Annotated in this window: 23 protein-coding genes; 17 read left to right on the top strand and 6 right to left on the bottom strand. The window is 63.3% G+C overall.

Annotated elements, in window-relative coordinates; translation table 11 throughout:
* The first annotated feature begins 274 nt into the window (after positions 1-274).
* The 3 genes from HD842_RS01890 (at position 275) to HD842_RS01900 (ending at position 4560) form a co-directional block, all read left to right on the top strand.
* Complete coding sequence (locus HD842_RS01890; protein WP_183550215.1) at positions 275-3253, top strand: ExeM/NucH family extracellular endonuclease; 2979 nt, start codon at positions 275-277, stop codon at positions 3251-3253.
* 12 nt (positions 3254-3265) lie between these two features.
* Positions 3266-3865 carry an NF038129 family PEP-CTERM protein gene (locus HD842_RS01895; protein ID WP_183550218.1) on the top strand — a complete coding sequence of 200 codons (600 nt, stop codon included), beginning with the start codon at positions 3266-3268 and terminating at the stop codon, positions 3863-3865.
* A 281-nt stretch (positions 3866-4146) separates the two neighbouring features.
* Positions 4147-4560 carry a hypothetical protein gene (locus HD842_RS01900; protein WP_183550220.1) on the top strand — a complete coding sequence of 138 codons (414 nt, stop codon included), beginning with the start codon at positions 4147-4149 and terminating at the stop codon, positions 4558-4560.
* Between the two features lie 137 nt (positions 4561-4697).
* On the opposite strand, the gene HD842_RS24335 is transcribed toward HD842_RS01900, so the two are convergent.
* Entirely contained in the window at positions 4698-7868 is a 3171-nt protein-coding gene (locus HD842_RS24335) for a S8 family serine peptidase (protein ID WP_183550223.1), read from the bottom strand.
* 34 nt (positions 7869-7902) lie between these two features.
* Positions 7903-8616, bottom strand: a complete 714-nt coding sequence (locus tag HD842_RS01910; RefSeq protein ID WP_183550226.1) for an NF038120 family PEP-CTERM protein — start codon at positions 8614-8616, stop codon at positions 7903-7905.
* Positions 8617-9057: 441 nt separating this feature from the next.
* Between HD842_RS01910 and gspG the strand changes: the two genes are divergently transcribed.
* The 11 genes from gspG (at position 9058) to HD842_RS01965 (ending at position 18648) form a co-directional block, all read left to right on the top strand.
* Complete coding sequence (gene gspG / locus HD842_RS01915) at positions 9058-9525, top strand: type II secretion system major pseudopilin GspG (protein ID WP_183550229.1); 468 nt, start codon at positions 9058-9060, stop codon at positions 9523-9525.
* Between the two features lie 61 nt (positions 9526-9586).
* Entirely contained in the window at positions 9587-10780 is a 1194-nt protein-coding gene (locus tag HD842_RS01920) for a type II secretion system F family protein (RefSeq protein WP_183550232.1), read from the top strand.
* Positions 10777-12483 carry a GspE/PulE family protein gene (locus HD842_RS01925; protein WP_183550235.1) on the top strand — a complete coding sequence of 569 codons (1707 nt, stop codon included), beginning with the start codon at positions 10777-10779 and terminating at the stop codon, positions 12481-12483. Before HD842_RS01920 ends, HD842_RS01925 begins: the two co-directional genes overlap by 4 nt.
* Positions 12476-13297 (top strand): hypothetical protein, encoded by an 822-nt coding sequence (locus HD842_RS01930; RefSeq protein WP_229424552.1) that lies wholly within the window; start codon positions 12476-12478, stop codon positions 13295-13297. Before HD842_RS01925 ends, HD842_RS01930 begins: the two co-directional genes overlap by 8 nt.
* Positions 13294-13839, top strand: a complete 546-nt coding sequence (locus tag HD842_RS01935) for a PilN domain-containing protein (RefSeq protein WP_183550237.1) — start codon at positions 13294-13296, stop codon at positions 13837-13839. The genes HD842_RS01930 and HD842_RS01935 overlap by 4 nt, the downstream gene beginning before the upstream one ends.
* On the top strand, positions 13836-14411 hold the full coding sequence (locus HD842_RS01940) for a hypothetical protein (protein WP_183550240.1): 576 nt from the start codon (positions 13836-13838) through the stop codon (positions 14409-14411). Before HD842_RS01935 ends, HD842_RS01940 begins: the two co-directional genes overlap by 4 nt.
* Entirely contained in the window at positions 14408-14956 is a 549-nt protein-coding gene (locus HD842_RS01945) for a hypothetical protein (protein ID WP_183550242.1), read from the top strand. Before HD842_RS01940 ends, HD842_RS01945 begins: the two co-directional genes overlap by 4 nt.
* A gap of 14 nt (positions 14957-14970) precedes the next feature.
* Positions 14971-17043, top strand: a complete 2073-nt coding sequence (locus tag HD842_RS01950; RefSeq protein WP_229424553.1) for a secretin N-terminal domain-containing protein — start codon at positions 14971-14973, stop codon at positions 17041-17043.
* An 11-nt stretch (positions 17044-17054) separates the two neighbouring features.
* Complete coding sequence (locus tag HD842_RS01955) at positions 17055-17528, top strand: type II secretion system protein (RefSeq protein ID WP_183550252.1); 474 nt, start codon at positions 17055-17057, stop codon at positions 17526-17528.
* 11 nt (positions 17529-17539) lie between these two features.
* The gene (locus HD842_RS01960) at positions 17540-17923 is read left to right on the top strand and encodes a type II secretion system protein (RefSeq protein WP_183550254.1); all 384 of its coding nucleotides are present in this window, start codon (positions 17540-17542) and stop codon (positions 17921-17923) included.
* The gene (locus HD842_RS01965; protein WP_183550256.1) at positions 17917-18648 is read left to right on the top strand and encodes a type II secretion system protein; all 732 of its coding nucleotides are present in this window, start codon (positions 17917-17919) and stop codon (positions 18646-18648) included. Before HD842_RS01960 ends, HD842_RS01965 begins: the two co-directional genes overlap by 7 nt.
* 180 nt (positions 18649-18828) lie before the next feature.
* On the opposite strand, the gene HD842_RS01970 is transcribed toward HD842_RS01965, so the two are convergent.
* The 3 genes from HD842_RS01970 to HD842_RS01980 form a co-directional block, all read right to left on the bottom strand.
* Entirely contained in the window at positions 18829-19242 is a 414-nt protein-coding gene (locus HD842_RS01970) for a hypothetical protein (protein WP_183550258.1), read from the bottom strand.
* A gap of 534 nt (positions 19243-19776) precedes the next feature.
* Positions 19777-20184, bottom strand: coding sequence for a hypothetical protein (locus tag HD842_RS01975; protein ID WP_183550260.1), 408 nt, complete (start codon positions 20182-20184; stop codon positions 19777-19779).
* A 94-nt stretch (positions 20185-20278) separates the two neighbouring features.
* Positions 20279-20635, bottom strand: coding sequence for a DUF6984 family protein (locus HD842_RS01980; RefSeq protein WP_183550262.1), 357 nt, complete (start codon positions 20633-20635; stop codon positions 20279-20281).
* A 330-nt stretch (positions 20636-20965) separates the two neighbouring features.
* Between HD842_RS01980 and HD842_RS01985 the strand changes: the two genes are divergently transcribed.
* Entirely contained in the window at positions 20966-21445 is a 480-nt protein-coding gene (locus tag HD842_RS01985; protein WP_183550264.1) for a nuclear transport factor 2 family protein, read from the top strand.
* 7 nt (positions 21446-21452) lie between these two features.
* Positions 21453-23012 carry a dienelactone hydrolase family protein gene (locus tag HD842_RS01990; protein ID WP_183550267.1) on the top strand — a complete coding sequence of 520 codons (1560 nt, stop codon included), beginning with the start codon at positions 21453-21455 and terminating at the stop codon, positions 23010-23012.
* Positions 23013-23016: 4 nt separating this feature from the next.
* Here the strand turns inward: HD842_RS01990 and murJ are convergent, their stop codons facing one another.
* Complete coding sequence (gene murJ / locus HD842_RS01995) at positions 23017-24567, bottom strand: murein biosynthesis integral membrane protein MurJ (RefSeq protein ID WP_183550270.1); 1551 nt, start codon at positions 24565-24567, stop codon at positions 23017-23019.
* Between the two features lie 209 nt (positions 24568-24776).
* Between murJ and rpsT the strand changes: the two genes are divergently transcribed.
* Positions 24777-25043 (top strand): 30S ribosomal protein S20, encoded by a 267-nt coding sequence (gene rpsT / locus HD842_RS02000; protein WP_183550274.1) that lies wholly within the window; start codon positions 24777-24779, stop codon positions 25041-25043.
* Positions 25044-25414 lie beyond the last annotated feature (371 nt).

Raw genomic sequence — 25414 nt, forward strand, 5'->3', positions numbered from 1 at the left:
TTCGCCAAGCCATGTGGGGCAATCGGGGCGAGCGGGTGCCCCCCCGGCTCGACATTCGCGCGGCCCTCGGCGGGCGCGGTAGCAATGTCATGATCATGGATGCCGATGACGGCGCCGGTGCCAGCTGGATCGTTGGCCGGCATGTGTTGTATGTAAGTTGAATGGATGTTCCACTGAAGAATTCCGCGTCATAATCTTGTCAAATTGCGCATTTACTATACTTTTGCTAATTCATGCCGCAATTTCGTCTTGCATGACAACCAACAGGGAATCCATGACCACCTTTGCATCCTTTATGCCACGGCGCACGCTGCTGGCGACCTTGATCGCCGGCGTCGCCGCGACGGCAGCCGCCGCGCCTGGCGATGTCGTGATCAGCCAGCTGTACGCCCATTCGAACAATGCCGGCGGCCAGTGGAGCCACGACTTCGTCGAGCTGTTCAATCGCAGTTCCTCGCCGGTCAGTCTGGATGGCATGAGCTTGCAATACCAGTCCGCCAGCGGCACTAACTGGGGTTCTGTCACCCGCCTGCCGGCCGTGGAACTCAAGCCCGGTCAGTATTTCCTGATGGTCGGTCGCAGCGGTACCCAGTCCAACGCCATGCCGGTGGGCACGGGCGACGTTACCAGCACCAGCTTCGACATGGCGGCAGGCGGCGGCAAGGTCGCGCTGTCCGGCATTGCGACGCAGATGCCGGCGGGCGATGGTACGAACCTGATCGACCTGGTGGGCTTTGGCAGCGCCAACCGCGCCGAGGGCGCGCCAGCACCGGCCCCATCGACGGTCAATTCGATCCAGCGCGCCGCACTGGGCTGCCAGGATACCGACAACAACCGTGACGACTTTACCGCCGCGCCCGTGAGCGGCCCACGCAGCATGGCCTCGGCCATTCAGGCCTGCGGCGGTCCGGTCGTGCAGCCGATCGTGCTGACTTGCCCGGCGGCGGTCCAGGTCGCGCAGGGCAGCAGTTCGTCGACCGTCCTGTCGGCCATCGATGGCGACAGCATCGTCAACAGCGCCAGCATCATCGCCGGTGCCCGTCCTGGCATCAGCCTGCTCGACTTCGCAGCAGCCGGGGCCATTGGCGGGCGCGCCGAAGCGCGTCTCGTCATCGCCGATACGCTGGCCGCGGGCAGCTACCCGGTCCAGATCCAGTTCGGCAACGCCGCCGGCGACGCCGAAACCTGCGCCGTCAATGTCAATGTCGCCGGTGAATTGCGCATTCCTGCAATCCAGGGCTCGGGCGCGAGCAGCCCCTATGTCGGCACGGTCCAATCCACGCAAGGCGTGATCACGGCCAAGATCGGCAGCGGCTTCTTTATCCAGGACGCCGCCGGCGATGGCGACCCATCGACGTCGGATGGCCTGTATGTGTTTGGTGCAACAACCGATGCACCGATCGGCGAACTGGTGCGCGTGACCGGTACGATCGTCGAATACCGCCCAACCGGCGCCAACCGTACCTATACCGAATTTTCCAATGTTTCCGGCGTGCAGCGCCTGGGCGCCGGTCCGACCGTCACGCCGACCAATATCGTGCTGCCGAACGCGGATCTGGCCAGTGTCGAAGGCATGCTGGTGCGCTTTGCGTCGCCATTGACCGTGAATGGCAACCGCAACGTTGGTGATCGTGGCGAACTGATCCTGGCCAATGGCCGCCGCGAAAATCCAACCAATCGCTTCCCACTCGGCTCGCCTGAAGCCCTGGCGCTGTACCAGGAACACCAGGCCAACCAGATCGTGCTGGACGATGGCATCTTTATCGCGCCGACCGTGATTCCGTACCTGGCCGACGATGGCACCGTGCGCGTCGGCGATACTGTCACCGACCTGACGGGCGTCATCGACTATGGCGCACTGGGCGGTGGCGGCGCAGGCTTCAAGCTGCAGCCGACCATGGCCCCGACCTTTGCGCGCACCAACGAACGTACCCCGGCGCCGATCGTGCCTGCGGGCATCAAGGTCGGCAGCGCGAACGTCCTCAACTTCTTCACCACCTTTACCGACGGGCGTGATGCCTGGGGCCGCACCGGCCAGGGCTGCACGATCGGCAACTCGACGTCTGCCGGCAACTGCCGCGGTGCCGACAACACGGCAGAATTCATCCGCCAGCGCGACAAGATCGTCAAGTCGCTGGCAGCGCTCGATGCCGACGTCGTGGGCCTGATGGAAATCCAGAACAACCGTGACATCGCGGTCAGCTACCTGGTCGAGCAGCTCAACGCCGCCACGGCGCCGGGCAAGTACGCCGTCGTGCCACAGCCGGTTGCGCTCGGTACCGATGCGATCCGCGTCGCGATGATCTACAAGCCGTCGGTCGTGTCGCTGGTGGGTGGCGCGCTGTCGGACGGCAACGCCGTCAACAACCGCGCACCGATGGCGCAGACCTTCATGGCTAGCAATGGCGGTGGCAAGTTCTCGGTGGTCGTAAACCACCTGAAATCCAAGGGCGGTTGCAGCGGCGCCGGCGCCGGCGATACCGATCCGGGCAACGGCGCAGGTTGCTGGGACCGCACCCGCACCCAGCAGGCCCAGCGCCTGACGTCGTACTTCATCCCGCAAGTGATCGCGGCTGCGGGCGATCCGGACGTGCTGGTCATTGGCGACCTGAACGCCTACGCCTTCGAAAGCCCGATCAATCACCTGACCGGCGTGGCCGGCATGGTCAACCTGCTCGAGCGTTTCGTGCGCCCGAACGCGATGCCGTACTCGTATGTGTTCGACGGCCTGTCGGGCTACCTCGACCACGCACTGGCAAGCAGCTCGCTGGCCGCGCAGGTGGTCGGCGCCGCCGAATGGCACAGCAATGCCGATGAGCCGGAAACCATCGACTACAACCTGAACGACACTGCGCAGGATCCGTACCGCAACAATGCCTACCGCGCATCGGATCACGATCCACTGGTGGTGAGCCTGAACCTGACGCCGGCGTTCAGTGATGTCACGGCTTCCGTAAAAGTCACAGCTGGCGGTTTTGAGATCAACCGCCTGACCGGCAAGTACACCGGCAATGTTACGGTTACCAACACGAGCGCCACAGTCCTGAACGGTCCGCTGCATTTCGTGATGCCGGGTCTGCCGGAAGGCGTCACGCTGGACAACCGCAGTGGCATGCGCGGTAGCGCCCCATATCTGACGCTGCCACAAGCCAATATTGCGCCAGGGGCCACCATCAAGTTCACGACGACGTTCACCAATACCGCCAAACGCACAATCATTTACACGCCGCAGCTCATCTCCGGCGCGCTTTAAAAGGACACTAGCATGCAAAATCTTTATTCCCTGTTCCTCCGCGCCTTGCTGGCGTTCTCGATTGCGGTCGGCGCGCCGGCGGCGCTGGCTGGGCCAATGTACCGCGTGTCAGTCGATACATCGGCATTCGCAGGCAGCACCGGCTTTCTTGATCTGGGCTTCAACGGCGGCGATTCTGCCGACGCGATCGCCCGCATCACCAACTTTAATGGAGCGTTCCTGAGCGACGTCATGTATCTGGGAAGCGCCAGTGGCGATGCTGCGGGCGGTGTCATCCTGGGTAATAGTGAGGGACAAAACTTCTTCGATCAGGCGGTGAGCTTCGGCGGACTGTTCTCGTTTGACGTCAGCTTCGAGACCAGTAACGATGTGTTTGGGACGCGATTCAGCGTCGCGCTGTTCAACGATGCCATGGACGCGTATCTTGGTGCCAATGGCAGCCTGTTCACAATCGATCTGGAGCCAGGTCAGGCAGATGCGCTGATAGTGAACGCCCCTGGCGTGGCACAAGTCGCCCAGATCGCCGAAGTCCCAGAACCAGGCGAATGGCTGCTGCTCGCCACTGGCCTGCTGCTGATCGGCGCCACCCGCCGGATGCAACAGCGCGGTTAAAGCGCTTGCTGTTATAAGCTGGACGTGGGAAAAAGCGCAGCTGCCGAAGGGCAGCTGCGCTTTTTCATGCCAGGATGCCGGACCGGAAGACGCCGCCGCAGGCAGTCAGGCAGGCGAAACCGCAGAGCAGGGCGCTGACAACATCACTGACTGGTCGGGAAGCGCGGCCACGATGACGGTACAGGCAAGCGTGGCGAATCGATTACCAGGCTGGTCCGTTTCCGCCGCATCGTCGACGGATTGGGCTTGACCTCGTTCGGGATGCTGGCCATGATGGATCCATGCGACCATTATCCATTCTGATGTTATTGGCCTGCGCCGTCTGCGTAGCCTGCGCGGCCAAGCCGCGAGCCCCTGCAACTCCCAAGGCGCCATCGCCGGCGGGGGATACCCAGGCCCAGATCCGCGCGCTGATCGGCGATGCGGGCTGCACCGACAATGCGCAATGCCACACGCTGGCACTGGGCGCGCGTGCCTGCGGTGGCCCGCAGGCTTACCTGCCATGGTCGAGCGCGAAAACGGACGGTGCGGCATTGGCAGCGCTGGCCGCACAATTCAAGAGCGAGCGTGAAGCAGCGATCGCTGCATCCGGTGAAATGTCCACATGCCAGTTTTTTCCTGATCCCGGTGCCGTGTGCCGGGCTGGCACCTGCCAGCTCAATGCGCCAGGCAATGGCGGGCAGTCGGCAATCTGATTTTTGTTGAACGTTCGACTACCCTGCAACGCTCGAGCGATATAACAATCAACGTCCAGAACGATCGAGAAAAAACGATCAGATATAAAAAAAGCTGCGGTCCGAGGACCGCAGCTTTTTTTTCGCCCGCCAGGTTGTTACTTGGCGACGGCTGCCTTCAAGCCGGCTTTTTCGGCTTGCGCCCGCGGCACGCTGGCCAGGCCAGTCTCGACACGCAGAACCGTGGTGGCACGCACCGTGCCATTCGCGTCCATGAACTCGGCGGCGCCAAGGTAGCGCTGGTTGAGTTCGAGACCGCTCCAGCTCATGCCGACTGGCGTATTGGTGCCAGCAACCACCTTGCCCGGGGCCGCGACGACGAACTTGCCGCCGACATCGTTACGGGTGACAACCCACGAATGCAGGCTGTGACGCATTGCTGCCACGTTGCTGCCGTAAGCCACGGTGCAGACACGGTAGTTACCTGCAGGAGGGCTGGCACGTTGTACTGACTCGTTGGTGCCGTCGTTACCCGAGTAGGTCCAGGTGCCGTCCGGCGACAGCATGCCGAGGTCATGATCGTCGCCAGGGTTGCTGTCCTGTTGGTACAGGGCAAAGCGGGTAACCACGGTACCTGCCGGGATGGTGACCGGATACACGCGCACCGAAGCGGTGCTCACGCCAGCGGCGCAGGCAATGCGAAGGTCAGCCGAACTAAGGGCACGGGCGGACAGCGTGACCTGCTCGCCGACAGTGGCTGGCTTCAGACCGCCTTTGGCATAAGGCATCACGCCCGAGTAGCCGGTTCGCACAGTGAACAGCTTGCTGCCACTGACCTTGTCGCCGATGATGTCGCCTGGCGACGTCACTGCCAGGCCAAGACGTGCCGAGACCGGAATCTTGACATTGCGCGTGCCGTCGGTCCAGGTAAGGCTACCGAAATTCCAGACGTTGGCAGCAGCATTGGCGTTGGTAAGGCGTACCGTGAAGTTGGCGGTGGCACCTGGCGCGAGCGTCAGCGTTGCTGGCGTGACGACCGTGGAGAAGCCTGGCACTGTGGCGCTGGCGGTATAGGTTGCCGTGCTGCTACCCACATTGGTGACACTGCGGCGCACGGTTGTGGCGCCCTGGACTGCTGCGACGGTGATGGACGGCAGGTTCAGGTTATAGGTTTCGTCGAGGATGCCGTAGGTAGTGCAGTCGGATGCCGGCGTGACCAGAGTCCGGTTGACCTTGCACATATACTGCACGTAGTCGGCTTTGCTGGCGTCGTACACCAGGCCCGGATCGATGGCCTTGTTCGGGTCGATGTGGCCCGCACCCTGGGACCATGGCAACAGACCATTGGAAGCGCCGGCGACGCCGTCGTTCAGGGTCGAATAGCCAGTGGTCATCAGGGCCGACTTGACGGCTGCTGGCGACCAGGTCGGATGCGCCTGACGGATCAGCAGGGCGATACCGGCCACGTGCGGGCTCGACATCGAGGTGCCCTGGTATGACGCGTAGGCTGGCATCGGCACCAGGCCGCCGCTGGCGACGGCGTCGTGTTCGGCCGGGGTCAATGCTGGCGTCACGCTGGCGATGATGTCCACGCCAGGGGCGGTCAGGTCGGGTTTCAGGATGTTCGGGTCACCCATATTTGGCCCGCGCGACGAGAAGCTGGCCATGAGCGGCGCCGGTTTCGGCTGGTTGTAGTAAGTGCCAATGGCGGCGCGGGCTGCAGCGCCCTGTGCTACGGCGTAGGCCTTGGCGGCAGCGCCGTCAGCCTGGTTGATGTGGACGGTCGGCACCGAGTGGACTTCGCCTACCAGGCCGCTGTTGTTATCGGCCAGGATCATGCCGATGCCGCCTGCGTTGAGCACGGCCAGGCTCTTGTCGACGCGGGCATTGTTGCCACGGGTGCAAATGACGATCTTGCCGGTCACCTTCGCCGGATCGAGCATGACCTGGCCGGCGGCCGGACTGCCGCTAAAGCACAGGTTGGCGTTGCCGCCACCCAGGCCGGCGTCTTCCGCGCGAATCAGCGGTGTGCTTGGCACAGGGGTGGAATTGACTGAAGCGCCGGTGTACTTTGCGCCGTTGCCGAGCGTTGCATCGGCAACGTAGTAGCGGTCGTGGGTCGATGCAGCAACCGTTGTCAGCCATGGGCTGATGTGGGCGACGGCATTGCCCGGTCCGGAGTTGCCGGCCGATGCCGCGACAAACACATTGGCCAGCGAGGCGCGGTAGAAAGCTTGTTCGACAGGGTCGGCCGACGACGTTTGGGAACCGCTGATCGAGTAATTGATGACGTTCACGCCATCGCGCACCGCCGCATCGATCGCCGAGACGGCATCGCTGTTGAAGCAGCTGTTGGTGGCGCGGGTGCCGTCCGGTTCAGCCGGATTGTCATAGGTCCAGCAAACTTTGTAGGCTGCGACGCGCGCGCGCGGCGCCATGCCGCTGGCCTCACCAAGCGGTGCGCCGCCAAGAACCGCGGTCACGCCCTCGTTACCGGCGGCGGTGGTGGCGGTATGGCTGCCGTGGCCGCCATGACCGGTGCTGTTGCCGTCGGTGCCGATGTTGGAGTCGCGTGGCGAGACGAAGTCACTCCAGTTGAGCGTCTGGCCCGATGCGCGGAAACCGGCGTTGAAAAATTTTGCGCCAATCAGTTTGTTGTTGCAATGAATGGCTGGATCGAATCCTTCGCCAGCCATGCAACTGCCGGTGAAGGTGGCTGGCGGCGACGTGTATGCCAGCGTACCGCTTTGGTCGAAGGTTGGTTTGCCGTTACCGTCCACGCGGTCAGCGAAGGATGGACTTTCCGGCCAGATCCCGCTGTCGACAATCCCGACGACCATGTTTTCGCCCTTGACGAGCGAGCCACCGGCATATTGCGACCACAGGCCGCCGGTTTTGGTCAGACCCAGAAAGTCGCGGGTGGTGACCGTGTCGAACGAACGGGCGGCGTCAGCCTGGACATCGGTGACTGCGGCGTTATTTTTCAGCGCCAGTACTTCGGCGTCGGTCAGCATGGCGGCAAAGCCGTTGAGGACGACTTCGTAGTCAGCAAGGATGGTGGCATTGCTGATGGTTGCCAGCACAGCGCCTTTGTTCGCGCCGAGGTACTTGACGTATTCCTGCACAGGAGCGGAGTGGTAGTCGAATGCGGTGCCCGGCGCCGGTTGGGTCGCTGCCAGGCCGGCGACGCCGCCCTTGTACGAGGCGGCAGGTTCAGCCTGCAACTGGACGATATAGGGACGGCGTACTTCTTGTGCCAGCGACAGGTTGGCCGCGCCGGAGAGCAGGATGGCCGCGGCGATCGCGATAGGACGAACTTTGAATGTCATGTTGTAGTCTCGATGGTCTTGATCAAAGGGTTGCTCAGGCAGCGCGGCGGCGGGTGAATGCGCGCAGGCCCAGCAGGCCCAGGCCCATCAGTGCGAACGTGCCGGGTTCCGGCACTTCGCTGGCATCGATGGTGACGATGTTGTCGAGTGCAAAGTTCGCCTGATTGGTAGTGCGGTTGCAATTACCCGCAGCATCGCATGCAAAGCTGGCGATACGGATGTCGGTGAACAGTTTGCCACCGCCAAAACCCGTCAGATCGTAGTTGCGGAAGTTGAAGGTGCCATTGGTCGGTCCCAGAAGATCCAGGTACGTTTCGGCAACGAGGCCAAGGCTGTCGAATCCGGTGATGTACAACAGCCCTGCAAGCGCTGGATAGGTTCCACCCAGGCCAATGAAGCTGGCGTCGAGACTGGCAAGCGAGAACGACGACCCATCGTTCATGCCGAAGAACATATAGCCGTCGGCCAGGCCGGAATAGTAGTTGGTCGCATTGTTGGCTGGGCATTGCACATTGAAACAGGCATCGTTGCCACCGATCGACCCGACCAGGCCAGGGGTACCCGCACCTTCAACGTAATATTTGCCGACACTTAAAACGTCGCCCGCAAAGACAAACGGTGCATCGACAGGTTGTTCGAAATCGAGTACGCCGGCCTGTGCAAAGGATGCCGCACACAGCGTGGATGCGACGGCGGCAGCGCCGAGCAGTTTGTTGAGCGTTGCGGTAAGACGGGTATTCCGGATCATGGGTAGTCCTTCTGGTTATACATCATGAATGATCGCCTGGCGCTATGGAGGTCGCCTGTAACTTTTTTTGCTTACAATTAAATATAGCCTCGGCAACAACTTAAGTGTAATTATTCTTAACAGCCTGTATTTTGTTTCTTCTCATTTATGCTGATAAGATTTTGTTTTTACAAGAAAATTTATTAATTGCTGACGGTGCAAAATAATGTGTGAAACTCGCAACAACGTTGCATTTTTTCACGAGGACACGAACTTATTAGCGACTAATTTCTTATGAGTAAGAGCGTGTTCCACAGCGTTATAAATTTGCTCGAAGAAAAGTTGTCGTCGGTCGTTTCGACGTGTTAGCCTTGCACGCCAAAAACATCCTTTGCCGGCACTATCTCGGTCGGTAAACCAGTTGCAACGCATGGCATACCATCGCTACCAGGAGTTGATTGAATGATATCGGCAACAAACGCGGGGCATGTTGCCCCTGCCAATGCGCATGAGCGCACGCGCGCATGCCAGAGAGGTTTTACACTGCTCGAGTTACTGGTGGTAATCGTCATCATCGGTTTGCTGGCTGCCTATGTCGGACCCAAATACTTTGCCCAGCTTGGCAAGTCGGAAGTAACGATTGCCAAGGCGCAGATCGAGGGCTTTGAAAAATCACTCGACACCTACCGCCTTGATGTCGGTCGTTATCCAACCACCGAAGAAGGGCTGAGTGCGCTGATGGTGGCGCCGCCGACGGCCACCGCCAAATGGAATGGGCCGTACATGAAGAAAGGCATTCCACCCGATCCATGGGGTAACCCCTATGTGTACCGTTCGCCCGGCACCACGGCGGAATATGAAATTGTTTCTACCGGCAAGGATGGGCAGCCCGGTGGGACAGCCGAGAACGCTGACATCAGCTCGCAGTAATGCTTTTGTACCCGCAGGCCGTGATCCGATACACCACCCATCTTCTTCTGTCGTTACCCTGATGCAGTTTGCTGTTCGCACCCTTGCCGCCGACCTGTCGATCGCCACGATGGTGATCGATGCCAATGACGCCACTGACGCACGGCGCCAGGTGGAGGCGCGCGGGCTGTTCGTCAGTGCGGTTGAGCCTGCACGCGGCGCGCGCGCGGCCGCGCTGGGCCGTAGCGGCGGCAAGCTGTCGCTGGTATTGTTCAGTCAGGAACTGCTCGCACTGCTCAGCGCCGGCCTGGGTATCGTCGAAAGCCTGGAAGCCCTGCTGGAAAAAGAAGCCACGCCGGGTACCCGCGCCGTGCTGGAACGTTTGCTGGCCGGCTTGCGCGAAGGCAAGCGTTTTTCCAGCGTGCTGGCCGAACAGCCCGTACTGTTCCCGCCCTTGTATATCGGCATCGTGCGCGCCGCGGAAGGGACCAGCGATTTGCCGCGCGCGTTGGCGCGCTTCATCGATTACCAGCAGCGCATCGACGTGGTGCGCGCCAAGCTGGTGAGCGCCGCCATCTATCCATCGATCCTGCTCCTGGTCGGTGGTGGGGTGTCGCTGTTCCTGATGTCATACGTCGTGCCACGTTTTGCCGAGGTGTACCAGGGAGCAGGACGCGACCTGCCATGGATGTCGCAAATGATGCTTGGCTGGGGCGCATTCGCCAGCGCCAATGGCACGCTGTTGGCCGTGTCGGTGCTGGTATTGCTGGCCGTGACGCTGTTCGGTGTGCGCCACCTGCTGCGCAGCGGCGGCATCGCGCGCCTGCTGCGTCGGGTCCCGGCCATCGGCGAGCGTGTACGCATCTACGAACTGTCACGCTTGTACCTGACGCTGGGCATGCTCACCGAAGGCGGCATCACCATCGTCAACGCCATCGAGACCGTGCAGTCGATGGTATCGCCTGGCGTGCGCGGCAACCTGGCGGCTGCGCGTGGCGCCATCGAATCGGGATTGCCGCTGTCGGACGCCTTCGAAGCGAACGCCCTGACCACACCGATTTCCCTGCGCATGCTGCGCGTGGGCGAACGCACCGGTGAAATGGGGCCGATGCTGACCCAGTCCGCCGCGTTCTACGATGGCGAGATCGGGCGCTGGATCGATCGCTTCACGCGCACCTTCGAGCCGCTGCTGATGGCGGCCATCGGCATCGTCGTCGGCGCCATCGTCGTGCTGCTGTACATGCCGATCTTCGACCTGGCAGGAGACATGTCATGAACACGCACGCCGATCCCGTGGCCGCCGCGCCGTTCGATCCCGCCATCCTGGCGCAGGCACGCGCCGCCGCAAACGTGTCGCGCCGTGGCCTCGTGGCCGAGCTGGAAGCGCTGACCGGGCGCGATGCGCGCGAGCTGGTGCAGGCCCTGGGCGCGCTGTTCGCGCTGCCCGTGATGGAAACGGGCGAGATGCTGCTGCTCGTGCCGGCATTCGACCTGCTGCCGCTGGCACAGGCGCTGTCGCGGCACTGCGCGCTGCTGCGTCACGCCGACGGGCGCCTGGTCGGCGTCGTGGCCGATCCGTTCGATCTCGACCTGCAGACGTGGCTCGGCGCCCAGGCCCGCGCCACGCCCAGCCGGCCGCTCGCACTGTGCCTGGCGCAGCAGGCCGACATTCAGGCCTACCTGTCCAAGCAGGAGGAATCGGCGCGCGCCGTCGATTCGCTCGTGGGCGGGGCTGCCGACGGCCGGCGCGACGGCAAGATTGGCACCGTGCTGTCGTTCGCGTCGGTGTCGGAAGCGGGCAGCCCGGCCGTCAAGCTGGTCAACTCCACGCTGTACGACGCGTTGAAAGCCGGCGCCTCGGACATCCACCTGGAAAGCACGGCCGGCGGCCTGGCGGTGAAATACCGTGTGGACGGCGTGCTCGATCACGCGACGACAGTGGGCGGCATCGAGCTGGCCGAGCACATCATCTCGCGCCTGAAGGTACTGGCCGAACTCGATATCGCCGAGCGCCGCGTGCCGCAGGACGGGAGCTTCCGTGTCGAGGCGGCCGGGCGCGACATCGACCTGCGCGTGTCGATCATGCCGAGCATTCACGGCGAAGATGCGGTGATCCGTATCCTCGACAAGCGCGCGATGATCGAAGCCTACGGCTCGCTCACGCTCGAAGCGCTGGGGTTCGATGCGCCGTCGCTCGTCACGCTGCGCCACCTGGCGCAGGAAGCCTACGGCATGCTCCTGGTAACGGGCCCCACCGGCTCGGGCAAGACCACGACGCTGTACGCGGCGCTGACCGAAATCCACAATGGCCGCGAAAAGATCATCACGATCGAAGACCCGGTGGAGTACCAGCTGCCGGGCATCCTGCAAATCCCGGTCAACGAAAAGAAGGGCCTGACGTTTGCCAAGGGCTTGCGCTCGATCCTGCGGCACGACCCGGACAAGATCATGGTCGGCGAGATCCGCGACCGCGAAACCGCCGAAATCGCGGTGCAGTCGGCGCTGACCGGTCACCTGGTCCTGACGACCGTCCACGCCAACAACGTGTTCGACGTGTTCGGGCGCTTCACGCACATGGGCATCGATCCGTACGCATTCGTCTCGGCCCTGAACGGCATCTGGGCCCAGCGCCTGATCCGCATGAACTGCCCGCGCTGCGGCGAGCGGCACGACCCGACCGATCTCGAACTGGCCTCGGTACACCTCGAGCGCGCCGAGGTGAGCGACTACCTGTTCATGCGCGGGAAGGGCTGCGGCGATTGCCGTGGCACCGGCTACAAGGGCCGCCGTTCAATCGCCGAAATCCTGACCCTGAACGACGAGATCCGCGAACTGATCGTCGACAAGCAGCCAATCCGCCGCATCAAGGCCGCCGCCCATGCCAACGGCACGCGCAGCCTGCGCCTGGCCGCGCTTGACCTCGTGCGACGCGGCGCCACCACCATCGATGAAATCAAGCGAGTGACCCTGCATGCTTAGGCGGACCAATCTGCGCTTTGGACACACCCTGCGCCTGGGCATTGCGAGCGATGGCCTGGCCCTCGTCAGGATCAACCGCCTGTTCGGCCGCGCCCCTGTTCTGCTGGCCGAGCAGCGGCTCGACCTGTTCGCGCCCGATGCGCTGGCCACGGGCCTCTCCGCGCTGTTCGCCGACCATGCGCCTGGCGGCTGGACCGTGAGTGTCGTGCTGGCCGATGAATTGATCCGCCTGTGGCAGGTCACGCCGCCGCAAGGCGCTACGCGCATGGGCGACCTCGAAGGGGCGGCCGCGCTGCGCTTCCAGCACCTGTTCGGGGCGCCGCCTTCCGAGTGGGTGATCCGCGCCGACTGGGATGCGACCAGGCCGTTCCTGGCCAGCGCTGCGCCGCTCAATCTGCTCAATGGCCTGCTGCTGGCTGCCGAGACCTACCGCTTTCACCTGGTCGACATCCGGCCGCAGTTCGTCGCCGCGCTCAATCACTGGCGCCAGGCGCGCAGGGCAGGGGCCTGGTTCGGCCAGGTGCATGGCGGCGTACTGTCGCTCGCGGCCTATGACGGCGCGGTTTTGATGGCCGTACGCAGCAGCCCGATTCCGGCCGGCGCCGATCGCGACTGGCTGGAATCGCACGTGGCGCGCGAAGCGCTGCGCGTGGGCGTGGGACGGCCCGAACGGCTGCAACTGTGCGGCGCCGCGCCGGCCGCCTGGGGCAGCAGCCCGGGGCGCCTGAAGTTCGCCTGCAGCCTGCTGGAGCAGAACGCCGGCGACGGCTGGTCCGACCTGGCGCGCCTGGCGCGTACGGGAGTGCCCGCGTGAAGCGTACCCGCATCGATTTTGCCCCGCCGGGCCTGCGCCGCACGCTGTTTCGCACGCCGCCACGTCTGATCTTCATGCTGCCCGCCGTGCTGGCGATGTGCGTGCCCGCAGGGTTCATGACCCAGCGCTACTTCGAGCAGCAGCAGGAACTGACCGACTTGCAGGCGGCGCTGGCCGTGCGCAGTGCGCCGCCGCCCGTCGTGGTGGCCGCCGCGCCGAAGGTGACCCTGGCGCCGGCGCAGGTCACTGCCGTCAACGCCGCCGTGCAGCAACTGAACCTGCCATGGCGCGACCTGGCGGCAGCACTGGCCGACGCCACCCCAGCCTCGATCGCGCTGCTGGCACTGGAGCCCGACGCCAAGCGGCGCACGCTGCGCATCAGCGCCGAAGCAAAAAACAGCGACGACATGCTGGCCTACATCACGCGCCTGCAGGCCGAGGAATGGTTCACGAGTGTAGTGCTGATGCGCCATGAAGTGATGCAGGAAGACCCGAACCGGCCGCTGCGCTTCCAGATCAGCGTGCAATGGGGGACGCCATGACGCTCGCGACCCTGCCACTTCGCGCGCGCCTGCTGCTCGCGCGGGTCAATCCGCTGGTGGCGCTCGTCTTGGCGCTGATCGTGGCCGGCGCAGCCGTGCAGATCGCGCTGGTGCCGGCGCGCGCCCGGCTCGAGGCAGACTACGAGGCGGCGCGCCGTCTCGCGCGCACGCCGTTGCCACCACGCCCGGCACCAAGCGCGCCGCCACCGAGCAGCGACCAGAACCTGGCGCAGTTCTACGCGACGCTGGGCGATGCACGCAGCGTCGAACGCCAGTTGAAAGCGGTGTTCGCACTGGCTGCCCGCCATGGCTTGACGCTGGAGCAGGGCGAGTACCGCACCACGGTCGATCGCAACGCCAGGCTGGTCGCCTATCAGGTCAATCTCCCCGTCAAAGGCAGTTATCGGGCGATCTGGCAGTTTGCGATGGACGTACTGCGCGCGATCCCGCATGCCTCGCTCGACGACGTGGCGTTTCGCCGCGACGCGATTGGCGATGCGGGCGTCGATGCGCGGCTTCGCCTGACGTTCTATCTCGCCGAGCGCAGCGCAGCACCGGGAGACGCGCGATGAAGCCGCGTCACATCGCAATGGGCTGCGCGCTGGTGCTGGCCGCCGGGCTGGTCGTGTTTGGCGACACGACGCCTGACAACACGCTGTCTGAACCGGCCGAGCGCGTGGCGAAGACGGCTGCCACTGCGCCTGCGCGCAGCACGGCCGTCCCGGTGTCGAAGCCGGTCGCAGACACCGCGATCGTGCGCCTGGTCCCGCGCGACGAGTTGATCGGCGCCGAAGGCGAGCGCTTCGGCGATGGCGAGCAGGCCCTGTTCGCGCGCCACGACTGGACGCCACCACCGCCGCCGCCGCCACCGAACGTACCGCCGCCGCCACCGCCGCCACCCGTGGCGCCGCCCCTGCCGTTCAAGTACATCGGCAAGTCGCTCCAGGACGGCGTGTGGGAAATCTACCTGGCCCGCAACGACCGTACCTATCTCGTGCGCGACGGCGCGACGATCGACGGCGCCTACCGCGTGGACGCGATCCGTCCGCCCACGCTGACCCTGACTTACCTGCCGCTGGACCAGGTCCAGCAGCTCAATATTGGAGTATTCGATTGATGGCTCGTTTGCCGATGCGCGGGTTGACCCTGCTGCTGTTGCCGTTTCTTCTCGCGGGTTGCGCGGCGCAGCGCGCCTACCAGGAGGGCAACGCACTGGTGGCCCAGGACAAGGTCGGCGCCGGCCTGGCCAAGTACCAGGAGGCGCTGGCCTCCGACCCCGGCAATCCCGAATACAAGGCGGCCTACCTGCGCGCCCGCGACGGCGCCGTCGTGCGCATGGTCGAAGCAGCCGACCGTGCGCTGGCCGCCGGCCAGATCGACGTGGCCAGCAACGAATACCGGCGCGTGCAGACCATCGATCCGGGCAACGACCGCGCCCGCGCTGGCCTGCGCCAGGTCGAGGCCGACCGGCGCCACGCGGCCGCACTGATCGAGGCGCGCGCCGCGTTCGAGAAGGGCGATATCGACACGGCGCGCGACAAGCTCGCTGCCGTGCTGACCGAGCGCCCGGCGCACGAGGCAGCGCGCCTGCTGCTGCTGGAAATCGACGAGAAAGCGGCGGCCGCGCCATCCGGCCCGGCGGCGCTGGCGGCCAGCTACCGCAAGCCCATCAGCCTCGAATTTCGCGATGCCCCGCTCAAGCAGGTATTCGAGATCATCTCCCGCCATTCGGGCCTGAACTTCATCTTCGACAAGGACGTCAAGGCCGATACCCGCACCTCGATCTTCCTGAAGAACAGCACCGTCGAAGCCGCCGTCTACTACCTGCTCATGACGAACCAGCTCGAGCGCCAGGTCATGGATGGCAACACGATCCTGATCTACCCGAACGTCGCGGCCAAGCTGCGCGAGTACCAGGAAATGACGGTCAAGACGTTCTTCCTGGCGAATGCCGACGCCAAGTCGATTGCCAACACGTTCAAGACGATCCTCAAGAGCCGCGACGTAGTGGTCGACGAAAAACTGAACCTGGTGATCCTGCGCGACAACCCGGAAGCGATCCGCATCGCCACGCAACTGGTGGCGCTGCAGGACGTGCCGGAGCCCGAAGTCATGCTCGACGTCGAGGTGCTGGAGATCAACCGCAGCAGCGTGATGGACCTGGGGATCAACTGGCCATCGTCGCTCGGCTTCTCGCCACTGACGTCGTTCGATGGCAATGTGCTGACGATCGACCAGCTGCGTGGCCTGAACAGCAGCACCATCACGACGGGCCCGATCAGCGCCACGCTCAACGCCAGCAAGACCGACGGCGATACGACCACGCTGGCCAACCCGCGCATCCGCGTGCGCAACAAGGAAAAGGCCAAGATCGTCATCGGCGACAAGATCCCGAATATTTCGGCGACGGTGTCGTCGGGGATCGGCGGCTTCGCGTCCGATAACATCACCTACCTGGACGTGGGCCTGACGCTGAACGTCGAGCCGACCATCTACCTGAACAACGAGGTGGCGATCCGCATCAACCTCGAGGTCAGCACGCTGGGCGAGCGCGTCGAGACCCGTAACGGCACCGTGGCCTACCGCATCGGCAGCCGCTCGGCCACCACCATGCTGCAACTGAAGGATGGCGAGAACCAGGTGCTCGCTGGCCTGATCAGCAATGAAGACCGCAGCAGCGGCACCAAGGTACCGGGCGTGGGTGACCTGCCGATCGTCGGGCGCCTGTTCGGCAGCCAGACCGACAGCAACGGACGCACCGAGATCCTGCTGTCGATCACGCCGCGCATCGTGCGCGCGGTGCAGCGTCCGCCCGCATCGGCGTCCGAATTCGGCGCCGGCACCGAGGCGAGCTTCCGCCGCCGGCCTGACAATGCCGTGCGTGCACAGGTACTGCTGCCGGCGACGGGCGCGCGGCCCGTTACACCGGCGCCGGCTCTGGCGCCGCCAGCGACCGTCACCACGACCACGGTCACGACGCCAGTCGCGCCGCCGCCGGCGCAGGAACCCGCGACGTCATTCTCGGTGCCGCCGTCGGCCTTGCCGGCCACGCCGCAACTGGGTTCGCCCCCATCGGCGCCGCCGGGCCAGCCGGTGACGACGCCTGAATCTGTGCCTGCATCGGCATCGGCATCTGCACCCGAGGCCGAGGCGCAGCCGGCCGCCTATCCGCCGGGTGTGACGCCGCCAGTGCCGCAGCGATGACGCAGCCGGGCATGCACGCGCGGCATGGCTTCACGCTGATCGAGCTGCTCGTCACGCTCGCGATCCTGGCCTTGCTCGGCACGCTGGTGCTGCCGGTGGCCGAAGTCACGGTGCAGCGCCGCGACGAGCAGGAACTGCGGCGCGGCCTGCGCGAAATCCGCGCCGGCCTGGACGCCTACAAGAGGGCCGCCGACGAAGGCCGCGTGGCCAAGGCCGCCGACGCCAGCGGCTATCCGCCGCGGCTGGAATTGCTGGTGCAGGGTGTGCCCGACCTGCGCAGCCCGAAGCAGACCAGGATCTATTTCATGCGGCGCCTGCCGCGCGACCCGTTTACACCCGAGCGCGATCTCGATGACGCCGCCACCTGGGGCAAGCGCAGTTATGCCAGCGAGCCGGATCAACCGCAGGAAGGCGACGATGTCTATGATGTGTATTCGCGCTCCACGCGGGTGGGGCTGAACGGCATCCCCTACAACAAGTGGTGAGCACGATGCGTATGCGTACACACAGAAAAGGCCGCGGTTTCACGCTGATCGAACTGCTGGTCGTGCTGGGGATCATCGCGCTGCTGCTGACGGTGGCGCTGCCGCGCTTTTTCCCCAGCATCGACAGCGCAAAGGAGACGATCCTGGCCGATAACCTGCGCAACACGCGCCAGGTGGTCGACCAGTACCGCTCCGATACGGGCCGTTATCCCGAGTCGCTCGAACAACTGGTGGAAGCGCGCTACCTGCGCGAAATCCCGCTCGACCCGGTCACCGAGGCGCGCGACACGTGGATACTCGAAGCGCCGCACGAAGGGGAGCAGGGCGGCTTCGCCAACCTGCGCAGCGGCGCGCCAGGCAACGACCGGCGCGGCCGGCCCTATCTGGAATGGTAGTTCGGGCAGGGATACGCCGCGGGCGCCAGGCCGGGTTCACCTACCTGGGCCTGATCATCTTTGTCACCATCATCGGCCTGGTAGGCGCCGCCACGCTCAAGATCGGCGCGCTGCTGCAACGGGCGGCGGCCGAAGAAGAACTGCTGGACATCGGCGCCGCCTTCAGCGCAGCGCTCGACAGCTACGCAGCCGCGACGCCGCAGGGCGCTTCGCCGTATCCGCCATCGCTAAAGGAACTGCTGAAAGACCCGCGCGTGCCGGGCGTGCGCCGGCACCTGCGCAAGATCTTCGTCGACCCGCTGACGGGCAAGGCGGAGTGGGGCGTGGTGTATCTGGGTGAAGGCACGACGGGCGTGGTTGCAGTGCATAGTCTGTCGACGGCCAAACCGCTGAAGGTCGCCAATTTCGACAGCCGGTTTGCGGGCCTGGACAATGCGGACACGATTTCGGCGTGGCGGTTCAAGGCGCGTGATCCGGCGCTGGGGCAGGGGCTTGGACAGCCGCAGCCGGCGCCGCGACCTGGTGCACCCGCGGCGCCGGCGGCGCAACCGGTGCCGCCTGGCTTGCCTGCGGCAGCGCCGGCAGATGTGCCGGCGGCGGAGACGGCTGAAGAATCCGAGCCAGCACCGGTTACCGCACCGGAACCAGAACCGGTAAATGCACAGGAAACCGCAGCCGAACCGCAAACGGAGCCTGCGACGGAAACGCCAACCGAGGACCAGTAGGCTTGGACGAGCCGTCAGGTTGGACACAGCGGGTAGGAGCACAGGTGTGCGACAGTCCGGATTAGGCCCGAACCCAGCCGTTCACGTCAGCTTAGCAGGTTGCCCGGTTTGAAAAAGCCCTGACTGTCACGACAGGTCGGTACCGACCGGAGCAGACCTTGGATCGATTGAGATTGAAGGTCAAACGTCGCGAGGTAAAGAGGCTAGCCACGCTTGTGTCCGTAACAGAACAGACTCAGTATCTGGTAGGAAACCATCCTTTTCATACCATTCCGCAATTTCTAAATCTTGAGCAAGATCTTCTATTTTTCGAATGAGATCGTACGGCATCGCTTCGAGCGCGCGCCCGTTGTTCCGCACTATCTTCGCAAACGCGGCAGCGCTGATTTCCCGCGCTCGCATGCTGTTGAGGCCACTTTCGATCCTCGCAATTAATGTTTGGTTGGACATCAGAGCGCGTTCTAGTTCTTCAAGATGTATGTTTGGAATGACTGTTTGTGGCCAAAGGTGGTCGCTCACCACAGCATAGCAGGTCGGCCAAGGCGGAAAATCGGGGACTGTCACGAAGGGCGGCAGCCGACCCAAAGCAGTCATCGAACGCTGCACAAGGATTGCAGACAACTCGACGTGGTGAAGTCGAAATAGATACGTGACAATACGAGTGCAGATACCAAACCGCCAACAGTAACACTGAGCAGTGTGAAGGCTGGACTGGGGGCACGGCCAGTCAATAGCAACCCTATTCCGATAAGAGAAGAGTCCGCCAGTGCATGACTTAAACCGAATGTAAGAGCCATGCCGATTACGACAATGCCCCAACCTGCGTCGGCGCTAGTGCACCCACTACCCACGAGATCCACGCCCATGCTGCAAGCCCCACGATAGGTAGCCATACGCCAGCGACGGACAGCCATGTCAGATAGCTCAGCATTAGTTGGGCCTGTAAGGATTGAACGGCATGGACGCAATCAACATCCACTTTTGGCCGGACCCGGCTGTTCAGGACAGCATAGCGTGCTGCCAGCATTCAGAAACGAATTCGACAAAAAGTCTGTCGATGAATGCTCTGGTAATGGTACTAAGGGAGGGGCGATGGTCGGGGTCAGGTCGGTCACCCATTTTCAATGACTAGGGCGCTATCTCATCAGTACCACGACGAATACCGACTTTCTGGCTTATCCACCAATAAGCAAGTCCACCGGCAAGGCCCGACCCGAAACAATTCAATGAATCATACAGACCGAATTGCGCCCAACGGACCGATGTGAATGGTTCGGCAAGCTCCATCCATACAGGTGTGGCGCAGATAAAGCCTGTCACTGCGAACTGCCACCATCGCGTTAGACGCAACTTGCAGAATAAAAACGCAAGTGGCAGGCCAACGATGAGCGCATTGGTGATTGCAAGCGGGAAGCCGATGAACCAAACCAGTGGTAACGCGCACCAGGTGCCCGTTCCATGGGCAAGTCCAACGCCGCAGGTGGTGAAGGTGGCGATCGTCACACCAATAACGGCCGCCACGCCAAGCATCGACATGGTACGCAAGACTAATCTGGCGGATGGATGCACGGTTTCTCTGCGATGGCGTGACGTTTTCTGGACAAAGGCAGTCTGGTACAACCCTACGATATCAAGACTTGACTGTCACACGTTCAAAAACCGGATATGCCTGAAGTGGTGAAAAGTCTGCCTTCCAAATGTCGAGTTCATAGAGTTGTCCGGTTGTATCCGCATTGAGAACAATATTCACAGGGACGCCGTCGAGATCGACGTACTGCGCCTCAACAAGGCAGCTGCCTAAAAACCGATTGTCGTGACCCGCAAATTGAACGGTACCCATTTTGCCATCGTTCATGTCAAGTACCCGAGCATGCTCCAGTTGGAGGCGCAGATGCTCGCCATCCCGTGCCCGCCGAAGCAAAGCGCGTATGAATGAATCCTCTGCAAGACGCAGAGTGCGTAAGCCGCCCTGAATCTGGTCTGGCATCATATTCCCTTCCAATGTAAAAACGCATCCTTAGTTTCAGCGGGTGTCGTGCGAATGCTGTCCGGCCGATAGCCGACTGTCAGCATTGCCCAGTGTATGTCTCTACGGTCCTCGGAACAAGTGGCAGGAGCGCCAACAGACTGCGGTTGCTATAACAGACTTTATCGTTTGAAAGCTAACTCGATGCGTTGTGGCGAACTCCATTCGCACGGCGCAGTAAACCAGCAGCCATATGCATCCGTTTTTAATAGGCAACGATAACGCGCATTGCTATGATCGACCGTCACCGTAACGCCACTGCCGGCGTTGACCAACTTTACGAGGAGTCGCATGATCTCTGTCCTGTCGCGCCGTTACAGCAACATGCTATGCATTGCGGGCGTGCTTGCCTGCCTGTCGATCACGCCCGCCCAGGCCGCCACACCCGAACAGTCGGTCAGCGAACTGGTGCAGCGCTTCGCCATGGCGCAAGGCACGTTCGACCGCGTCACGCTGGAAGCGCTGACCGCCGAAAACTATATCGAGATTTCCCCAATCGGCGAGGTCGACCCGCGCGCGAAGATGCTGTCGTTCTATGTCAAGCATGACGACAAGCCGCTGCCGGCAATCACCGTCGACGAGATCATGCCGCGCGTGCTGGGCAATACCGCCATCGTGCTCGCGAAGATGTCTTACGTCATGACGGTTGGCGGGCAAACCCGCACAGCCGCGGTGCGCTCGAGCTTCGTGGCGCTGCAGCAGGACGGCGCCTGGAAGCTGGTGTCGGCGCAGTACACGCCGATCCGGCCGCCGGCCGCACCAGGCAAGTGAGCGGCCAATGACATCGATCATGCGCCTGCGCCCCGTCCTGATAGTCCTTTCCATCGCCGCCAGTCTCAGTCTCAGTGTCAGTGCCAGCGCAGGCGTGCCGGCGCCTGCCGCGCCAAATCTGATCCCTGAAGCCGGCCCGCATGCCGTCGGCCTGCGCGTCGTCCAGCAATACGATTACAGCCGGCTGCTCGAGCCGTCAGTCGATGCATTCGGCAAGGCCGGCAATGCTGCGCCTGGCCGGCCAATCCAGATGCTGGTCTGGTATCCAGCCAGGCGTGCTGGCGGCGCGCCGATGCTGGCCGCAGATTATCAGCAGGCCAGCCTGAATGATGTCGACTTCACCGCGTCGGCCGCCGAAGCAACCAGGCAGCGGGCAGGCTGGATGGCGGGACCGCAAAGCGCGCAGTATGGCGCGGCGACGCTGGCCGTGCGTGATGCGGCTGCTGCGGCAGGCCGCTTTCCGGTGGTGATCTACGCGCCCAGCTTTGCCGCACAAGCCCATGAAAACATCGACCTGTGCGAATACCTGGCCAGCCATGGTTATGTGGTGCTCGCCAGCCGCAGCCTGGGGGCGCGCTCGGTCATGATGACCGACGACGTCGAAGGCGTCGAGGCGCAGGCCGCCGATATCGCTTTTCTTGCCAATTACGCGCAGACGCTGCCGCAGGCCGACATCGGCAATGTGGCGGCGGCAGGGTTCAGCTGGGGCGGTATGGCCAATGTGTTTGCCGCGGCGCGTTCCAGCCGCGTCAAGGCGCTGGTCAGCCTGGACGGCTCCATCCGGTATCACCCGAAAGTGTGGGGCGCGGCGGGTTATGTGCAGCCAGCGCGCACGGCGGTGCCGATGCTGTACCTGGGCGCGCGTGCGCCGTCCGCAGAAGTCATGGAGCGCAAGGACATGCTCGGCAAGAGTTACCTCAACACGATGACCTATTCCGACGTGTATGTCGCGACCCTGCCGCCGATGACGCATCCGGATTTCAGCGCGTGGCATGTGCGCTTTGCCGACGATGCTGCGTTTGGCGACTATGCGCGTGCCGATGTGCTGCAGGCGTATCGCAGCAGCGCGTTGTATGTGCGCCGGTTCCTGGACGCGTATCTGAAGCAGGACGGCGAGGCTCTGGCATGGCTGAAGCAGTCACCAGCGCGGCATGGTATCGGCCCGCAGGTGATGTCGATGGCGTTCACGCCGGTACGGCATGCACTGCTTGGCGAAGGCGACTTCCTGCGTGCGTTCGCCAATGCCGGCTACAAGGATGCGCAGTCGATCCACGCCGGGATGGTGGTACGCTCGCCCGACTTCAAGCTCAGCCCCATGAACATGAATACGCTGGGCTACCAGCTGCTGCGGGCAAAGAACGCGCGCGGCGCGCTCGAGCTGTTCAAGCTGGCCACGTTCCTCGAACCGACGTTCGCCAACGCGTTCGACAGTGAAGGCGAGGCGTATGAAGCGCTCGGCGACACCAGGTCAGCCATTGCGGCCTACGAAAAAGCCGTCGCGGCCGATCCGAACCAGCGCAACGCCGTGGCGCGGATCGCAGCGCTGCGCCGGGGCAGCGCGAACTGACCAGTTACGCCGCGCGGCGCCGGAAGTCGCGCGGCCGGAATCCCAGCAGTGCGAGCATTGCAAAGTAGGTCACCGCACTGGCCACGATGATGCCCAGCAGTGCGCCGATGCGCAGGCCAGGCGTGGCTTTCATCGCCGCCCAGTCGAACTGCGCCTGGCCGAACCACGCCACGGCGCCCATGACCGCCACGCCGATGGCGAGCTTCAGGAAGAATTTGCCCCAACCCGGCTGCGGCGTGTAGATGCCGCGCTTGCGCAGGCCGATGTACAGGCAGGTGGCATTGATGCAGGCGCCCAGGCCAATCGACAGGGCCAGGCCCGCCACGCCCATCAGCGGCACGAAGATCAGGTTCATCAGCTGCGTGGCAACCAGCACGGCAACGGCGATGCGTACCGGCGTCTTGACGTCCTGGCGGGCGTAGAACGCCGGTGCCAGGATCTTGACGAGGATGATGCCCAGCAGGCCGGCGCTGTAGGCCATCAGCGGCATCGATGAATTGACCAGCGCTGCATCGTCGAATTTACCGTAGTGGAAGAGGGTGGCGATCATCGGCACGGCCAGCGTGGCCATGCCCACCGCGGCAGGCAGCGCAAGCAGGAAGGTCAGGCGCAGGCCCCAGTTCAGCAGCGCCGCGTATTCGGCGGTGTCGCCTTCGCTATTGGCTTTCGACAGCGATGGCAGCAGGATCGTGCCCAGGGCCACGCCCAGCATCGCGGTCGGGAATTCCATCAGGCGGTCGGCATACTGCAGCGCCGAGACGGCGCCGGCGGCCAGGCTGGCGGCGATGCCGGTATTGATCAACAGGCTGATCTGCGCTGCGGACACGGCGAACACGGCCGGGCCCATCTTCTTGAGCATGCGGCGCACGCCGGCGTCGCGCAGGCCCGTCAACGGATTGAACGAGATGCGCGGCAACATGCCGATTTTCACGAGCGACGGAATCTGGATCGCCACCTGCAGCAGGCCGCCGACGCAGACCGCAATCGCCATCGCGTAGATCGGCTGTTCGAGGTAATTGACCAGCACGAGCGACGCGAAGATGAACGACAGGTTCAGCAGCACCGGCGTGAACGCGGGGATCTTGAACTGGCGCCAGGTATTCAGGATGCCGCCAGCCAGCGCGACAAACGACATGCAGGCGATGTACGGGAACATCATCTGCGTCATGATGACCGACGCGTTGTAGGCGCCGGGTGTCTCGCGCAGGTCGCCCGCCAGGACCATGATCAGGAGCGGGGCGCCGATGATGCCGACAATACTGGTGAGCACCGTGGCCCACAGCAGCGAGGTGGCGACATGGTCGACGAGGGTCTTGGTGGCGACGTCGCCATGCTGCGTCTTGTATTCGGACAGGATCGGCACGAACGCTTGCGAGAATGCGCCTTCGGCAAACAGGCGCCGCAGCAGGTTGGGCAGGCGGAACGCGATGATGAAGGCATCGGTGTACGCCGAGGCGCCGAAAGCGCGTGCAAACAGGCTTTCACGCAAGAGGCCGGTGACGCGCGAAAGCATCGTCATGCTGGAGATGGCGGCGAGGGTTCTGAGCAGGTTCATGGCGCGAGATTATACTGGTGCAACTCGACCGGTACAGACATCCGGCCGACAATCTTTGAATTTTGAATTGCCCAGACTTGAAAGCTTCGCTATAATCATGGGCTGTACTGAATTCTGTTAGCAGACACTAATCGTTGGGCAGGCTCCTGCGCCGGTTTAACAGTCGCTAATGTTTGCAAACGCAACTTGACCCCGATTTAGGAAATTCCATGGCAAATACCGCACAAGCGCGCAAGCGCGCTCGTCAAGCAGTTAAGCAAAACGCGCACAACTCGTCGCAGCGTTCGACCCTGCGTACCGCAATCAAGGCAGCTCGCAAAGCCATCCAGGCTGGCGACAAAGAAGCCGCGACCCTGATCTTCCAGCAGTCCGTGTCGAAAATCGACAGCATCGCTGACAAGAAAATCATCCACAAGAACAAAGCAGCGCGCCACAAGAGCCGCCTGGCTGCAGCCCTGAAAGCACTGTCGGCGTAAAGCCCGCGTGCGTGCGGCCTTCTGGCCGCGCAGGCAAGTTCTGTGCAGTGGAAAGACCCGCCCGACTTCGGTCCTGGCGGGTTTTTTTGCTTGGCACTTCAATTTTTCTATCCGGAATGCATGGCGGGGTTGTCGATAACGTAAAAACTGGTGTCCGCCGCAAAGGTGGGGCATAATATGGCGCGTCTTATGTCTTATAGAAGACTGGCGTTAAAGACAGGTTTCGCGGCCTTGCACGAAGCGGCCGCCCAACCAACGGAATGTACGCCGGTGCGCTCTGGCCCTCCCGTCGCAGACAGGGGTAGAATGTCCGGCATCGGCGCCCAGTGCCCGCAGCGCATCTATTGATGGGCTGTGGCCAATTGTCAGTT

This window comes from Massilia aurea, assembly GCF_014200505.1.
GTDB classification, from domain to species: Bacteria; Pseudomonadota; Gammaproteobacteria; order Burkholderiales; family Burkholderiaceae_D; genus Telluria; species Telluria aurea_B.

Excerpts from the sequence above, each read along its gene's own strand:
- HD842_RS01890 (WP_183550215.1), top strand. The coding sequence starts at position 275 with ATGACCACCTTTGCATCCTTTATGCCACGGCGCACGCTGCTGGCGACC.
- HD842_RS01895 (WP_183550218.1), top strand. The coding sequence starts at position 3,266 with ATGCAAAATCTTTATTCCCTGTTCCTCCGCGCCTTGCTGGCGTTCTCG.
- HD842_RS01900 (WP_183550220.1), top strand. The coding sequence starts at position 4,147 with ATGCGACCATTATCCATTCTGATGTTATTGGCCTGCGCCGTCTGCGTA.
- HD842_RS24335 (WP_183550223.1), bottom strand. The coding sequence starts at position 7,868 with ATGACATTCAAAGTTCGTCCTATCGCGATCGCCGCGGCCATCCTGCTC.
- HD842_RS01910 (WP_183550226.1), bottom strand. The coding sequence starts at position 8,616 with ATGATCCGGAATACCCGTCTTACCGCAACGCTCAACAAACTGCTCGGC.
- gspG (WP_183550229.1), top strand. The coding sequence starts at position 9,058 with ATGATATCGGCAACAAACGCGGGGCATGTTGCCCCTGCCAATGCGCAT.
- HD842_RS01920 (WP_183550232.1), top strand. The coding sequence starts at position 9,587 with ATGCAGTTTGCTGTTCGCACCCTTGCCGCCGACCTGTCGATCGCCACG.
- HD842_RS01925 (WP_183550235.1), top strand. The coding sequence starts at position 10,777 with ATGAACACGCACGCCGATCCCGTGGCCGCCGCGCCGTTCGATCCCGCC.
- HD842_RS01930 (WP_229424552.1), top strand. The coding sequence starts at position 12,476 with ATGCTTAGGCGGACCAATCTGCGCTTTGGACACACCCTGCGCCTGGGC.
- HD842_RS01940 (WP_183550240.1), top strand. The coding sequence starts at position 13,836 with ATGACGCTCGCGACCCTGCCACTTCGCGCGCGCCTGCTGCTCGCGCGG.
- HD842_RS01945 (WP_183550242.1), top strand. The coding sequence starts at position 14,408 with ATGAAGCCGCGTCACATCGCAATGGGCTGCGCGCTGGTGCTGGCCGCC.
- HD842_RS01950 (WP_229424553.1), top strand. The coding sequence starts at position 14,971 with ATGCGCGGGTTGACCCTGCTGCTGTTGCCGTTTCTTCTCGCGGGTTGC.
- HD842_RS01955 (WP_183550252.1), top strand. The coding sequence starts at position 17,055 with ATGCACGCGCGGCATGGCTTCACGCTGATCGAGCTGCTCGTCACGCTC.
- HD842_RS01960 (WP_183550254.1), top strand. The coding sequence starts at position 17,540 with ATGCGTACACACAGAAAAGGCCGCGGTTTCACGCTGATCGAACTGCTG.
- HD842_RS01965 (WP_183550256.1), top strand. The coding sequence starts at position 17,917 with ATGGTAGTTCGGGCAGGGATACGCCGCGGGCGCCAGGCCGGGTTCACC.
- HD842_RS01970 (WP_183550258.1), bottom strand. The coding sequence starts at position 19,242 with ATGACTGCTTTGGGTCGGCTGCCGCCCTTCGTGACAGTCCCCGATTTT.
- HD842_RS01975 (WP_183550260.1), bottom strand. The coding sequence starts at position 20,184 with ATGTCGATGCTTGGCGTGGCGGCCGTTATTGGTGTGACGATCGCCACC.
- HD842_RS01980 (WP_183550262.1), bottom strand. The coding sequence starts at position 20,635 with ATGCCAGACCAGATTCAGGGCGGCTTACGCACTCTGCGTCTTGCAGAG.
- HD842_RS01985 (WP_183550264.1), top strand. The coding sequence starts at position 20,966 with ATGATCTCTGTCCTGTCGCGCCGTTACAGCAACATGCTATGCATTGCG.
- HD842_RS01990 (WP_183550267.1), top strand. The coding sequence starts at position 21,453 with ATGACATCGATCATGCGCCTGCGCCCCGTCCTGATAGTCCTTTCCATC.
- murJ (WP_183550270.1), bottom strand. The coding sequence starts at position 24,567 with ATGAACCTGCTCAGAACCCTCGCCGCCATCTCCAGCATGACGATGCTT.
- rpsT (WP_183550274.1), top strand. The coding sequence starts at position 24,777 with ATGGCAAATACCGCACAAGCGCGCAAGCGCGCTCGTCAAGCAGTTAAG.